The 14,589-nt window shown below is 53.3% G+C and carries 10 protein-coding genes and 2 pseudogenes; 8 read left to right on the plus strand and 4 right to left on the minus strand.

Annotated elements, in window-relative coordinates:
• Positions 1 to 177: 177 nt before the first annotated feature.
• The 3 genes from HNQ38_RS05260 (at position 178) to HNQ38_RS05270 (ending at position 1,324) form a co-directional block, all read left to right on the plus strand.
• Positions 178 to 351 carry a hypothetical protein gene (locus HNQ38_RS05260; RefSeq protein ID WP_183718388.1) on the plus strand — a complete coding sequence of 58 codons (174 nt, stop codon included), beginning with the start codon at positions 178 to 180 and terminating at the stop codon, positions 349 to 351.
• 386 nt (positions 352 to 737) lie between these two features.
• Positions 738 to 1,037, plus strand: coding sequence for a CopG family ribbon-helix-helix protein (locus HNQ38_RS05265; RefSeq protein ID WP_183718389.1), 300 nt, complete (start codon positions 738 to 740; stop codon positions 1,035 to 1,037).
• Positions 1,025 to 1,324: a type II toxin-antitoxin system RelE/ParE family toxin gene (locus HNQ38_RS05270; RefSeq protein WP_183718390.1), complete on the plus strand. Its 300-nt coding sequence runs from the start codon at positions 1,025 to 1,027 to the stop codon at positions 1,322 to 1,324. The genes HNQ38_RS05265 and HNQ38_RS05270 overlap by 13 nt, the downstream gene beginning before the upstream one ends.
• Before the next feature lie 783 nt (positions 1,325 to 2,107).
• Here the strand turns inward: HNQ38_RS05270 and HNQ38_RS05275 are convergent.
• Positions 2,108 to 2,779, minus strand: coding sequence for a LysR family substrate-binding domain-containing protein (locus tag HNQ38_RS05275; RefSeq protein WP_246388008.1), 672 nt, complete (start codon positions 2,777 to 2,779; stop codon positions 2,108 to 2,110).
• 48 nt (positions 2,780 to 2,827) lie between these two features.
• A pseudogene (locus HNQ38_RS14540) lies at positions 2,828 to 3,034 on the minus strand (LysR family transcriptional regulator); the annotation flags it as partial.
• Positions 3,035 to 3,361: 327 nt separating this feature from the next.
• Between HNQ38_RS14540 and HNQ38_RS05280 the strand changes: the two are divergent.
• A complete protein-coding gene (locus HNQ38_RS05280) occupies positions 3,362 to 4,387 on the plus strand; it encodes an aldo/keto reductase (RefSeq protein ID WP_246388009.1) in 1,026 nt (341 codons plus the stop codon).
• A 403-nt stretch (positions 4,388 to 4,790) separates the two neighbouring features.
• On the opposite strand, the pseudogene tatA reads toward HNQ38_RS05280, so the two are convergent.
• Positions 4,791 to 4,984: pseudogene (gene tatA / locus HNQ38_RS05285) on the minus strand (twin-arginine translocase TatA/TatE family subunit).
• Between the two features lie 343 nt (positions 4,985 to 5,327).
• Here tatA and HNQ38_RS05290 point away from each other — a divergent pair.
• From HNQ38_RS05290 to bioF, 3 genes are all read left to right on the plus strand, one after another.
• Positions 5,328 to 8,345, plus strand: a complete 3,018-nt coding sequence (locus HNQ38_RS05290) for a glycosyltransferase (protein WP_183718391.1) — start codon at positions 5,328 to 5,330, stop codon at positions 8,343 to 8,345.
• 438 nt (positions 8,346 to 8,783) lie between these two features.
• Positions 8,784 to 9,485 (plus strand): 6-carboxyhexanoate--CoA ligase, encoded by a 702-nt coding sequence (locus HNQ38_RS05295; RefSeq protein ID WP_183718392.1) that lies wholly within the window; start codon positions 8,784 to 8,786, stop codon positions 9,483 to 9,485.
• Between the two features lie 2 nt (positions 9,486 to 9,487).
• Complete coding sequence (gene bioF, locus HNQ38_RS05300) at positions 9,488 to 10,642, plus strand: 8-amino-7-oxononanoate synthase (protein WP_183718393.1); 1,155 nt, start codon at positions 9,488 to 9,490, stop codon at positions 10,640 to 10,642.
• Between the two features lie 171 nt (positions 10,643 to 10,813).
• On the opposite strand, the gene HNQ38_RS05305 is transcribed toward bioF, so the two are convergent.
• The gene (locus tag HNQ38_RS05305; RefSeq protein ID WP_183718394.1) at positions 10,814 to 11,857 is read right to left on the minus strand and encodes a sensor domain-containing diguanylate cyclase; all 1,044 of its coding nucleotides are present in this window, start codon (positions 11,855 to 11,857) and stop codon (positions 10,814 to 10,816) included.
• Between the two features lie 541 nt (positions 11,858 to 12,398).
• Here HNQ38_RS05305 and HNQ38_RS05310 point away from each other — a divergent pair.
• Complete coding sequence (locus tag HNQ38_RS05310) at positions 12,399 to 14,480, plus strand: putative bifunctional diguanylate cyclase/phosphodiesterase (RefSeq protein WP_183718395.1); 2,082 nt, start codon at positions 12,399 to 12,401, stop codon at positions 14,478 to 14,480.
• Positions 14,481 to 14,589: the final 109 nt, after the last annotated feature.

Consider the following 14,589-nt stretch of genomic DNA (forward strand, 5'->3'; position numbering starts at 1 on the left):
TCCGCGCTGCTGACACATAAGGAGGCTAATATGAACCCACTGGCATGGATACCTGTTGCCATTGCTGTGTTGCAGGTCATCAAGGAAAATTGGGATGATTAACCGACAAAATAATTGATTGCAGGAGGCGGGAATTATCCCGCCTCCTGCAGTTACGCAACTGAAAAGGAGCAAATCATGAGTAGTAAATGGACGTTTATAGGTGGCATACTGGCCGGAATCGCGGGGGTATTCACTGCGGCGGCGGTATCGATGGAACTGGAAAGCCGCAAAAGCGGCAGCCACCCTGCAATGGATGAAGCTGTGGGTGAACCGGAAAGGTTGGCCTTGCCTGAAAGTGAAGGCAGGTAGAGAACTACTGGCTGGTTGCAGGGCGGGAGTTTTTGGGGATCCCGCCCTGTTTGCATGGACAGATATTATACGGTGCTGTTATCTTTCCATTGGGTTGGGACCAAAGGGGCACGGACGAGCAACTAGCGGCTCTGGGCTATCATGCTTTCATCAAGCTCTATGTTCACTTTGAGTTTGCACACACGCCGGCAGACCAGACGCCACGGCTTGAAGCCAAAAAGACCAGGCCTGTAAGTAAGAAAGTAACGAAGGCCCGCGTTTAACCCGGCAGCCAGTCTACCCAACTCGGCCACAACCATGCAGGGCGCTGGCTAGGGCATCGTCCTTGGAACCCAGATTGACTAAAAACCAAAAGGTAGCCACTGTTGTTTTTAGGAGGTGGAGTTATGCAGACACAAGCCCCATTAAAGGCATTATCAACCAGCATAAAAATACCCGGCGAACTGCGTGAACGCTTGCAGCGCCTTGCGGAATCCCGCCAACGCACGCCCCACGCGCTCATGATTCAGGCAATAGAAAATTTTGTGAGCCGTGAAGAAAAACGGGAAGCATGGCGGCAAGAAGGCATAGCCGCTTGGGAAGAATATCAACGGACAGGCCTACATCTGACGAATGCCGAGGCTAAGGAATGGCTCTCGCAACTTGCAGCGGGTGACAACGTGGAGCCGCCCAAATGTCACATATAGTCGTCTGGTCGCCGAGGTCTCTTGAATGTGTTCAGCGCCTTTATAGTTTTCTTGCTGAAAAAGACATTGATGCAGCGAAAACGGCGGCAGCGCTTATTTTGAAACAGGCTGAACTTTTGGAGCAGTTCCCACAAGCCGGACGTCCGGCTGAGGATTTGGAGCCTGAACACCGGGAATTGCTCATTCCGTTTGGCGGGGCTGGATATGTCCTTTTGTACCACTACGCCGAAAACGGGGAAGCCGTTACTGTTCTGGCAATCAGACACCAGAAGGAAGTAGGGTGTTGATTACCTGTAAAAGGAAAGGTTCACCAGACGATGCGGGCAGAAGCGAGGTTAACCAGGCCTCGCTTTTTTCTCATGAGGCCATGAGTCAAGCAAAACCTTTCCCCTCTTTGCTTTGCTCTTTTTGGGGAGCACTTCTCTTGCATTACCACCTGCGGGGGAAACAAACAGAAATAGACCGCTCCTATCAAAAAGCTTGACACAGAGTCACCTAAGTGATGTCAAGCTAGGGGGTCAAAGTGCGGGGTCATAGACAAATTTTCTAAAAAATATTATCAATGATTACAGGCTGTTTTTAACGCGATGGTGTCGCGGTGCCTATTCTCCCCTTCGGCACCATAAGAAGATAGGGGATTACAACAGGTTGTTGTAATCCCTTTTTTGTTGGAACATGGTTCGCTTTTTTGTTCTTTTAAGGATCTTGCCGAGAGGGTTTCGCGCGTTTTGCATAATAGCGTGTAGCTGCAATGCTTTGATGTGGCACAGATTTTTTGAAATCCGCGCCTCACCAGTTATGTTGGCTCTATTTGTTCTGCCGGATATTTTAAAATATCAAAAATTCAGGTGCATAAAAGAAAGTGCCGTTGTTCTGCCATCAGCGCCTGCGGTGTCTGTGCCGCCACGAGGGCGGCCAAGCCGCAGCATTTTTGTCGCTCACAAGTCCATCGTTGTTGTAGCGCTGCTTGTTGCCTGCCTGGAACAGCGTTGCCGCGAATCGACGATGGCTCTGCTGCCAACTCTGGGCCTGCTGTATCCTGCCTGTCGCCGTAACTACTGTATCCTCCATCACGCCCACGCGGGCGGCGCCATTGTGGCCAGTGTTTGTACAAGTTGGTTTTTGTCCGGCAGTGCAACAAGGCCGAGGCGTAAATGGAATGCATCGCTTTCTTGCAGTGGCTTGAAGACGACGCCGTCCCTTCGTATTGCCGCAAATGAGGCTGGCAACAGCCCCATGCCTTCACCAGCGGCGATGCGGGCCAGCAGCACGTCGTGTTCCGCAGGTTCTTCAAGAAAGCAGGGTATGAAATTTGCCTGCGCAAAGCGGGTTTTTGCATAGTCAAAAAAACCAGGGTTAGCTTCCCGCTTGAACCAGAATAACGGCCTCTCATTAAAGCTTCTAAGAGATGGCGTTTCCGCAGGTGAACCCTTGGCTGCCGGCCATAGGGCAGGCAAGGCGGCGAGCATTGGTTCAGCATAGGGCAATTCCTGCACCAGCAGCCCCGGTGCATCCAGGGGCAGAGCGACAAAGGCGGCGTCAAGTTTTCCCCTGCGCGTGTCACGCGCGAGCCTGGTTGAGGCTTCCCGCTGTATATGAATCCCACCATTGTAGAAGTTCGTTAACCGCTTCTCCAGATCGGTAAAAATCCCCTGCTCAAAGGCGGTTGTGAAACCGATGCGCGCAATTTGCGCGCCGGGCTGGATTTCCTCTCGCAGCCGTTTGTAGGTTGCCTCTTTCATACGCAAAAGCGGTTGGACTATTGCCAGCACCTTGGCCCCTTCGTCCGTAAGGGTGAGCCCTTTGCTGTGCCTGACAAAAAGGGCCACCCCCAGCCGTTCTTCCAGTTGTTTTATCTGGCGGCTCAATGGCGGCTGCGCCATAAACAGCCGTTCGGCAGCGCGTCGCAGGCTGCTTTCCTCCGCAACGACAGAGAAATAATAAAAATGCCGTACATCGATTGCATTCAGGGCTGATTCAGAAATGATCTTTGTCATACCTAAAAGGTATCACAAAAGAAGTATGATGCAAATCGGTCATAGCTGTCTACGTTCATGAGGCGAAAGGGGCGCGGATAACCCGGCCTGCATATCCGGGAAATGTTCGGAATGCGCCGCGCACGACCAGCCGCAACTTCGTGGGAAATTCCTGCTTCAAGGCTCGCTCAAAACCTGCCTTAAAGACCGCCTTAAAGTCTGGCGCAAAGCTTGGCGTAATCTCTGACAAACTTGCTGCTGGCAAGGTACGTATTGCTTGAGCAAAACAGAAAACAGGCCGCGTTTGCTACGGCTCAGAAAACAAATAACGGTGAGGAGACAAAAACAATGACACAGCACAATACAGCAATGCCAGTACGAGAGCTCGGCGACGGGTTCTCCGCATCCGCCATTTCCTTTGGCGCAATGGGCATGTCGGAATTTTACGGTGCTTCGCCCGATGACGAAGCTTGTCTGAAGGTTCTTGATCACACTCTGGAACTGGGCGTCTCCATGCTTGATACTGCCGACATGTATGGGCGTGGTCACAATGAGCGGCTTATCGCCAAATTCATTGCCCGTCATCCACAAGAGTACGCAAGCGGTCGCATACGCATTGCAACGAAGTTCGGCATCGACCGAGACCCTGCGGACTCGTACAAACGCAGCATCAACAACTCTCCAGACTATATCCGCAGCGCCTGCGATGCATCGCTAAAGCGGCTTTGTGTGGAGCGCATAGACTTGTATTACGCCCACAGGATTAATACCGATGTCGATATCGCAGACACAATGGGCGTACTCGCCGACCTGAAGAAGCAGGGCAAGATAGCGCATATAGGCTTATGCGAAGTTTCAGCAGCTACGCTGGAAAAGGCCCATGCCGTGCATCCTGTGGCTGCGTTGCAAAGCGAATATTCCTTGTGGACGCGCGAAATGGAAGGCTCGGTTTTGCCCGCATGCAGTCGGCTGGGCATTGGTTTCGTTGCTTACAGCCCCCTGGGCAGGGGGTTTTTGACAGGAAAATACGCTTCAGTGGAGCAGTTGGAGGCCGGGGATTTCCGGCGGGCCAATCCGCGTTTTCAGGGGGAAAATCTCCGTAACAATGCGAAGCTTTTGCCATCCTTGCAGGCTGTGGCTGAAAAACAGGGCTGCACTTCGGCGCAGATCGCTCTGGCGTGGCTTCTCAGCCGTTATGAGCGCCTTGTGGTCATTCCCGGTACGCGCAGTATTGGTCGACTTGAAGAAAACTGCCGTGCAGTGCAGATTACTCTGCCGCAAGAGGACATTGCATTGCTTGATGCTGCATTTGCGGCGGAAGCAGTACACGGTGAACGCTACCCCCAGGAAGGAATGAAGGGAGCAAATGCCTGAGCTGGCGGTCACTACGAAGCTGGCATGCCGGGATTTGGGCTGAAATGGCTCTAGGTATGGTGTTCCAATAGGCTGTTTACCCGTCCTCCAGCCAGTAAAGCTTGAGGTAGCAGGCAACAGCAAACCGTCTGCTTTGATGTTGCTTTTGTAAAATCAGCGCCACCCGCTATTGGCATGTCCCCTGTTGCGTCGGCGGGGGGAGGCCAATAGCGGGTGTTTTTTGTTTCGCCCGTTGGCGCATGCAACAGGCTAGCGCCGTAATAATATGAGTCTTTTGCCAGCAGCAGACTAAAAGATGGGGTTTGTGTGTCAACGTCAGGCGTCGAGGCAAAGGGCAGGCTTCAGTACAGGTCTGTATATCCAGAGATTCCGGTGCCGCAGCAGATGCAAAGAACAATCGTGATTATTTCGGCTTGTTGTCGTTTTTTTCGCTATCGCGGGCGGGTATGTCCGTTTCTTCCTGTTCGCTGGTGGCCTGCTTGAAGTTTTTTATGGCCTTGCCAAGCCCGCTGCCAATTTCAGGCAGCTTTTCGCGCCAAACAGCACGATCACAACCACCAGCACAACAAGCAAATGTTGTATGCTCAGTGCTCCCATAGTATAAATCCTTGCAGTTAAGGTTGTTATCTTGATGTTTCAACAGGCACTGTTGATTGACGACTACAATACTAGACGCTTGATTGTACAAAGGCAAATTTGCTCAACGTTCGGTGCCGGTGACAGGCAGGCCTCAATCCTCTGCAAGAGGCCCCGCAGATTACAAAATTTAGCTGCCGCCATGGATCATTCAAACTGTTGAACAGGGCAGTTCGCAGACCCCCCAATTTGCTCCCAAGCCTTGTTTGACCTCACGTAAAGCACATACTAATCTTTTACGGCATGTCAATGGCGTGAGCATGGTGGGCGGTCGTTGCCAGGTGCAGAAAATTTCGGAGGGCACATGTCCGGCTATATTGAGTCTTCAATTATCATTCCTGTCTTTAATCAATGGGAGTACACCCGTGCCTGCCTTGAAGCGGTGGCGGCCACTACTGCTGGCAAAGCCTGCGAAGTGATCGTTGTGGACAATGCCTCTTCCGACGCAACGCCGGAGCAATGCCCCCTTCTGGGGGCGCAGCTTTTTGGGGCCATGTTCAGGTATCAGCGCTGCGAAGCCAACCTGAATTTTGGGCCAGCGTCCAACCTGGGGGCAAAAATGGCCCAGGGAACATTTCTCATTTTTCTCAACAACGACACGGTGCCCCTTCCGGGGTGGTACCAGCCGCTTATCGACGATTTTTCGGCCTACCCGGATATTGCCGCCACCGGGCCAGTGCTGCTTTATCCCGAAGACGCGATTTTCGGACATACTGTGCAGCATCTTGGCGTCTTTGTTTCGCCCAATCTCAAGGTTGGGCACCTCTATGAAGGCATAGCCGCTGACTGTGCCCTGGCGAAAAAACGGCGTTTTTTTCAGATCATCACGGCAGCCTGTATGGTGATGCCGCGTTCCATATTTATGGCCGCAGGTATGTTTGACGAACACTACGTCAACGGCGTGGAAGATGTGGACATCTGCGCCCGCCTGTACAGCCAGGGCTACAGAATGACCGTAAACCCCGATTCGCGGGTGGTCCACCACACAAGCCAGACGCCAGGCAGGCACAAGCATGAAACTGAGAATTTTGCCCATCTTGCGCAGCATAGCCTGTCATTGCTTGTGCCCGACTGGCATCTGCATTTGAAAAACGATGGCATGTTTTTGAAGGTAGGGCCGTGGCAGACCCTGCAAGGTGCATTACCCCTACAGCAGTGCCAGCAATTGAACAGAATAGCCGCAGTGTCAGCCCGTAATGAAATCAGGGATCTTCTTGTGCGTTACCCGTTATGGGAGGAAGGCTGGCAGGCCCTGGTTCGCGCGGATTGTGATGTAGATGCAGAGGGTAGCACTGCTGTTCAGCTTGCCATGCTCAAGCTTTTTCCCTCGCCAGAAGGGGCATTGGGGCTGTATCTGCATGCGTGTATGGCAAGAGACAGGGCGGCGGCTTCGTTTGCGTTCAGCAATCTGGTGGGGTTCTGCAAGGAGTTTGAAGAATACGTTACAGCCGCAAAGTCCATGCATCAGTGGTGCGCTGGTATTGGAATGGACGAATTGGCAGACCAGTATACAGCGTGGCTGGAGGACGCGAGCAAATTCAAAGTTGCCAGCTATATGCCGTTCATGAATAAATTCTGGAAGATAGGCCAGCAACTTCCTCTCTCTCCAGGGGCGGCCTGGGCGTATACCCTCTGGCGGCACAGGTCTGAATTGTCCCAGAAGCCATCCGTAACGGCGGCCTCAACGTGTACCTCTTTGGATAAGAACATTGCCTTTTCTGTGCTTATGCCGGTTTACAATCCACAAAAAGAACACCTTGTGGCTGCAATTGAATCTGTGCTGGCGCAGCAGTATCCACACTGGGAGCTTTGCATTGCAGATGATGCCTCCACAGACCCTGTGGTAAAGGCTGTTCTGGACCACTACGTCAGCGTTGATTCCAGAATACGCGTCACCTGTCGGTCGGAAAACGGGCATATAGCTGCTGCCACCAACACGGCCCTTGCTGCGGCACACCATCCGTATGTAGCCCTGCTGGACCAGGACGACCTGCTCGCACCGGAAGCCCTGCGAATTGTGGCTGAAGCCATAGCAACGCACCCAGACGGCCTGCTTTTTTATTCTGATGAAGACAAAGTCAATGATGACGGCTCCGCCTTTTATCCACACTTCAAAAATGGCAAATGGGATTGGGAACTGCTGTATGCGCAGAATTTCGTCAACCATCTCGGCGTATACCGTACAGACCGCATGCGTGATCTTGGCGGATTCAGGGAAGGTTTTCGCGGTGCGCAGGATTTTGACATGCTGCTGCGGTATACGGCGGGCGAGGACGCCGCACGCTTTGTCCATATTCCCCAGGTGCTTTACCACTGGCGCGCGCATGCGGGCAGCACGGCAACTGACGTCAGGGTAAAAAGCGAGGTCGAGGGCAGTGCAATACAGGCGGTTCAGGGGCACATTGAGAGTTTTGTCGCTGGGGCTGTCGTGTCAACGATACCCAATTTGCAGTTTTTGCGGCTCAAGCTTCCCTTGCCGGAACCGCGGCCTCTGGTCAGCCTGATTCTTGATATGGAAGAATCACTCCCCCTTTTGGGAGCGCAGCTTTCCGCCTTGTCAGCCCGAACGGGCTACGGGAAATATGAAATTCTGGCGCTGCATAGCGAAACTGCTTCCAGGCCGTTTCTTGCAAAGGTACAGCGCGTCCTGCCCAAAAACGTTCATCTGTTGGCGCATGCCGCCGGGCTTGCACAGCCGGCACGGTTGCAGATGGGGGCACAACACGCGCAAGGACGGATTTTAGGATTTCTTTCTGGCGGCGTGGTTCCCCTGACGGATGGCTGGCTTGAGGAGTTGGTTTCATGCCTTTGCCGGGACGGGGTAGGGGCTGTGGGCGGAAAATTGTTGAGCGATAGGGGCACTATGCTGCACGGCGGTTATCTTGCCGACGGCAGTGGCCGCCTGACCGCGATCTTTCGTGGTCTTGCTTCTGAGGAGCCGAGCTGGTTTGGCTGGAATATGCTGGCCAGAACAGTAGACGCACTGGACAGCCTGTGCCTGTTCACACGTGCTGAAACCCTGAATCTGGCCGGCGGGTTTGACGTCAGCATGCCGCATACAGCTGTATGGGATTACTGTCTGCGCCTGGGGGAACAAGGACTCCGCTCTGTATGGTGGCCTTTTGCGGAGTTTTTTCTTCCGAACGCGGTTGAAAAGACAGGCCAGAAGTCACTTTCACCCTACGATGCAGTTGTGGCCGACCCCGCATTTTTTGCCAGATGGGCCGACCGTTTTGTCCCGTTCAATAAAAATCTGGTTGCCTCGGGGCCAGGCTGGACGTTGTTTACTGGCGCTGCCCAAGACCAGCACGGGGGGGCGTAGGTTGCCCACCTGGGCAACTGCCCCTTTTTTATGTGCGAAGCCTGCCTTTGGGCAACAAATGGTGCGGTCTTTTTGGCCATTTGTGGAATCTTGCGTCAGCCGATTTTTCCGTACAGCATATCCGCGTTCTTGATCGCTGCCATGCATTACTTCTGTTCTTTGGCAGAAGTTGCCGGGGGCATTGACGCACTGAAGTTTTGCCTCCATCGGCTACGCCCTTGACCAAGAGGCGGCTTTGGGAAAGAGTCGGCTCCACAAAGATCGCGAATGTGGGCGGCCATGCTGCTGGCAGTCAGGCCCGGGGGTTCGGCAGTGATTTCGGCGTAATTTGCTGCTCGCTTGGCTGGCACCTTTTTGCCATCGGGGCGATGCTGGCCATGCGCGGCATGTGCAGACATTGCAGCGCAAAATGATTCGCTTAATGAGGACGCAAAGGGTATGTTATACAGTATCAAGATGCGGGCAGAAAGCGGTTCGCGTCATATCTCGGGGGCAGAGCGCATTGTGGAACGGCGTGAAATGGCTCAGGTCATGGACGCCCTGACCAGACGCGGTCTGGAACATCCCAACGGCCCGGCTGAAAACGTAACAGTTACGGTACGGCACATAACCCGGCCTCTTCTGACCATACAGGCTCTGCCCGTGCGTGATCCCAAAGTGCAAGATATGGATGAAGCCCGCCGGGTACTGGATGCCGAACTTCGCGCATTGGGGCTGCAATCCGCCCCTGTGTTGTCTCTGCTGTATGGCTTGCGCGAACCCATGCGCGGTGCCGTGCTGCTGCATGCAGACAATCTGCAACGGCTGGAGCCAGACCAGCAGCGCGGGGTACGGGCCACATGTATGGACTATACGGGCAATAGCGGCGAAGGCAAAAATCACTTCAAAGAGGCGCTTTGTCTTGCCAGCAAGGTGGCGTCCTGCCCCCAGATTATCGGCGAACTGTGTATTTCCGATGACCCCGACTACACGACGGGCTACTTCGCCTCCCGCGACCGGGGGTATGTGCGCATCCACCACATCAAGGCCAGCGGCATGCAACTGGGAGGCCGCATTTTTCTCTTCAGGGGAGAGCCGGGCAGCCTGGAACAGTGCATGGACTATCTTGAACATCAGCCCGTCATGGTCTGCATGGAGTAGGCATGGACAGCTTTGCCTCCCGAATTGACGCCATCAAGGCCGCACATCTGTACCGGAAGTTACGCACCCTTTCGACGCCGCAAGGCAGGGAAGTGGTGATTGACGGCCAGCGTGTGCTGCTTTTTTCGTCCAACAGCTATCTGGGACTTAACACCAACGGGCATATCTGCCGCGAGGCTATCCGCGCAGTGGAAGAATTTGGCGTAGGGTCAGGCGGTTCACGGCTTGTGACGGGCAATATGACCCCGCATATGCGTCTTGAGGCCGCTGTGGCCGAATTCAAGGGCAGTGAGGCGGCCCTGGCCTTTACCAGCGGCTACACGGCCAATGTGGGCGTTATAAGTTCCCTGTGCCACAAGGATACCGTAATTTTCAGCGATGCGCTCAACCACGCCAGCATTATTGACGGTTGCCGCCTGGCGCGAGGGCTTACCGCTGTTTATGCTCATAACGACATGGACGACCTGTTGCAGCGGGTTCGCCACCTCCGGCCTCGCCAGGGTTTTATCGTTACCGACAGCGTGTTCAGCATGGACGGCGATATTGCGCGTCTGCCCGATCTGGCGTCCATAGCACGGACGTATGGCCTGACGCTTGTGGTTGACGACGCGCATGCCACTGGCGTGCTTGGGGCCACGGGGCGTGGTTCTCTGGAGCATTTTGGCTTGAGCCACGACGATGTGCCTGTGGTTACGGGCACGTTGAGCAAGGCGGTTCCCAGTGAAGGGGGATTTGTTTGCGGCAGTTCAAGCCTGTGCGATCTGATTCGCAACACGGCTCGCTCCTTCATCTTCACCACAGCCCCTTCACCTTCCACGGCGGCCACGGCAGCGGCGGGGCTGGAGTATATAGCCGCTCACCCGGAACTGGTGGCGCGCTTGCAGGGCAATGTTGCCTATTTTGTGAAAAAATTGGGCCGGATTGGTATGGATGTCCAAGGGCAGAGCCCCATTATTCCCATCATGGTGGGCGATGAGGAAAAGGCCGCTCAAGCGGCGGATGCCTTGCTGGCTCTGGGAGTTTTTGCGCCCTGCATACGGTATCCCACCGTGCCCAAGGGGATGGCGCGGCTGCGGCTGACGGTTATGGCTGCCCATACCCGTGAGGATCTGGACTACGCTGCAATCTGTCTGGAAAAGGCGCTTGCTGCTGTTTAAGCCGCGTCGGTACAGCGCCCTTTCAGCTTTTTGCGCCGGACTTCTTTTTATTCCGGTCGAGTACCATCAGAGAGCACTCCCTGCATAAAAAGCTCGTTCCCCGTGAGATAACAAGGCAACTCATCTTGTGGCGGCGCTGCCCAGAGCCTGCTTTTTGATATAAATTCTGGTTTAAATACCGACTTCCTGCCCGGCAGGCCGGGGCGTCATGTCAGAGCCGGGATCATTCTGCGTTGACCGCCGCATGGGGGTAAGGCTGGCAATAGCCCTCTCGTTGCTGACAACCTTGTTCCTGCCGCCTCTTTTGGCTGCGTACAGGTACTTGTCTGCCCGTTTTACGGCCTTGTCAAAAACAGAGTTCAGACATTTTTGCGGGCTGTCCAGGCTGACGCCGTTCACGCCAAAGCTGGCTGTCACGGGCACGTTGTGCCCGTCATAAACAATACAGGATTCAATGAAGTTCTGGCGCAGTTGTTCCGCAACGTACACCCCCCGCTGAATGTCCGTATGGGGCAGCAGCAAAATAAACTCCTCCCCGCCATATCTACAGCAAATGTCTTCTTCACGTAAACGGGACAACAGCAGCCGCGCCGTCTGGCGCAGTACTTCGTCGCCGCATGCGTGCCCCCATGTGTCGTTGATTTTTTTAAAGTAATCCAGGTCCACCATAATGATGACGGCCTGTGAACATCTTTCGGCGTGCTCTTGCAGTGCGTCCAATGCCTGATTGGTAAAGGCGCGGCGGTTCAGCAGGCCCGTCAGCGCATCCCTGTTGGACATTTCCTTGTACTCTGTGGACAGGGACGTGAGCTTGGTGACGCTTTTATCCAACTCTTCGGCCATCGTGTTGAAAGCCGTAGAAAAGTCGCCAAGAAAATTCACGCGGTGTTGATAGTCGCCCCTGGCGATACAACGCGCTTGCCACGTCATGTGACGCAAATCAGCCTGAAGGGATTTAAGCGAGCCGATGACGTATCCTTTTTCAGAACAGCTGTAGTCCAGATCCCCCTTGCTGAGGGTGTTTGTCATGTGCCGTATGCCGAAAAGCAAAGAAGATAATTTTTCAATACCCGGGATGCCGCGAATGTTTTCTGGAATAGTACTGCACTCAACAGTGCTGCGGTTTAACATGGCCTGTACATAGTTTATTACATCTTCTGCTTGCGAATTGCCCTCACGGGCAAAGAAATTTTCAGAGTCGTCTGGATGGGCCATAGGTCATCACCTCGTGGAGGTTACATAAAAATAACTTTCGTAGCATGGCATGGCGGGCAATGAGAAGTAATTTTGAACAGTTATATGTCAAAGTACGCCGCAAACCAGAAGCAAAGGAATATTGGGCTAAATCTTTTCGGGTAAAGTGGCAGGTAATGTTTTTTGTGTTTGAAGAGGCAAAATTATCCAGATTTTTTTTATGTGTAAAGTGTTTAGCCGTAAAACCGGAAAAGCGTTTCTGATATAATTGATGGTTAAAAACAACGATATTTGGCGATTTTTTTTATCGCTGGATAGAATTGGTTTACATTTTTCCGCTTATAATAGTAGTTACTCTCACTATACGGGCACTATTTCTTGCTCTTGCAGGAATGCAAAATCGCCCACGCCGCAGTTAAATTTATCAGCCCGTACGCCGTCACACTTTATACACAGCGAAGCAAACCATTTTATAAAACAAGATGAATGCCTTTTGTTCTGGCAAAGGCAGCAGTCTTTTTACATATACAATGCGTTGATCCTCGATATCGCGAGACAACAGATGAGACAAATTTTACCAATACTGGCCGCGCTGCTTCTGCTGGCCTGTGCCTCAATTTCCATTGCTGCCGTGGTTAGGGACGGAGAAAATTTTTACTCCTCAGCGCGGCATGCCGCAGCCTTTGCCGACAGGCTGGTGGCGGGCGTAAGTATGGTTGCCAGACTGGTTGAACCCGAGGAAAGCGCCGCAGTTCATGAAAATTCCACACGGCCCGCGACTGCAGACGCTGCCTTATCAGGCGGTACACAACGCTTTGAGACAGAAAAGGGCGCTACTTTTGCTGAAAGCGTGCCTGGGAACGCTGGTGGGGTCTGGTGGCTGTTTGAACGTAGGCACGACTCTGCCAGTCCGCAGCAGTCTTCATTTCGCGTCTTTAAGGAAGACTGGTTTTTGCGGTCTCATATTTCAGCATATGATCAGCGCCGTCAGCGGCTGGGGCCTGTACACTGGCTTGGTTCCATAAGCGCTATACCTAATCTTGACTGGGAAATGCTGCACGGCGCGGTCTGGCTAGAAAGCGTCGCCCCTATGCTGACTGTTGACGGGCGGGATGGTGTGCTCGGCAGCTATTTGTTCGAGGGCGAGCGCGCGGGGGCTGGCCATTTGCCTGAAGGCGTCTTTACCGGTGTTGAGGTTGCGGTGGCCGGCCTTGCCGCCAGTGTACTGCTGCTGATCATTTACTGCCTTAACAGAAAAAAAGTCAGGGCAAGAATGCAGAGTGTGCTCAGTTGTGACGCGCTCACGGGCTTAAATACCCTTGAAAAATTCAAGGACGAATGCGCCGCGCATCTGGAGCAACATGGCGGGCAATCGTATGCAATTATTCAAATTGATATAAACAAGTTTAAAATCATCAATGATAAATTTGGATTTGCTGTTGGTGACAAGCTGCTTCAAGTATGCGGCGATGCATTGCGAAATTCGCTTTCTGACTCAGAGATCTGTGCCCGGTGCTTTGCTGACCAGTTTGTAGCATTCGTGCGCTATGAGGGGCTGGATACGCTGGGGCAGCGTGTGCGCCATATCATCGACAGTGTTGAGCAGTGGCGGCTTGAAAGCAATTTCCCCAGCAGAATAGACTTGCATTGCGGCGTTTATATTTTCAATGAAGAACATCGCGCCGCGCATGATATTCAGCAGGCGCTGGATCTGGCGGGCTATGCGCTGCAAGAAGCCAAGCAACATGGCAAGAGCCGGGTAGTTTTTTACGATGAAAGCATGCGCAAGGTCTCATTGCTGCATCAGGATTTGAAAGACGGCATCGGCTTTGCTCTTGAAAAAGGGGAATTACAGGTCTGGTTTCAGCCCAAGGTGGATATGCTCACCAATGGCATCATCGGCAGTGAAGCGCTGGTGCGCTGGTACCACCCCACGCATGGCCTGCTTTTGCCAGGATCTTTCATTCCGCTGTTTGAGCGCAGTGGTGATGTGCTTCGTGTGGACTTTCATATTTTCGAACAGGTGTGCAGCGCCCTGCAGAGCTGGGAAAACGCAGGAATCAGCGCCTCTACGGTATCTTGCAATTTTTCCAGTCAGCATTTTGAGCGGCCCGAGTTCAGCCGCAAGCTTGTGGAAATAGCCTCCCGGTATTCCATTCCGCATGGGCTACTGGAAGTGGAAATAACCGAAAGCACCATGCTGCGTAACCCCGAAGCCGCCAATATACAGATCAAGCAACTGAAAGAACTTGGCTTCAGAACGACCATTGATGACTTTGGCTCGGGCTATTCGTCACTCGGCCTGCTGCAACTCTTTGCCGCTGATGTCATAAAATTTGACCGAAGTTTTGTGAAAAGAAATATTGCGGGCAGGAGGGCGCAGATCGTGCTGGGAAGCATGATCGAGCTGACAAAGCAGCTGGGAATGAGTGCCATCTGTGAGGGCGTAGAAACTGAAGAACAGGCAAAAATACTTATGCGGCACGGTTGTTATAACGCGCAGGGCTTTTACTATGCCAAGCCCATGCCCGCATGCGAATTTGAAAAAATGCTCAGGGTGGGACGGGTTTTTCCCGTCAATTCCATTTCTGCCGATGGTGATGTGAGTGCCGCTGTGGGCGGCCTGGGGACTCAGGGGGCATAAAAAGGCCACTGGCAGGTTGCCCCCTGCCAGTGGCCGACTATTGATTCCACAACTGAATGCTGTTCTTCGCAATCAAAATGCCCGGCTGCGCAGAATGGCATTCATGTTT

The organism is Desulfovibrio intestinalis, assembly GCF_014202345.1.
Taxonomy (GTDB): Bacteria; Desulfobacterota; Desulfovibrionia; order Desulfovibrionales; family Desulfovibrionaceae; genus Desulfovibrio; species Desulfovibrio intestinalis.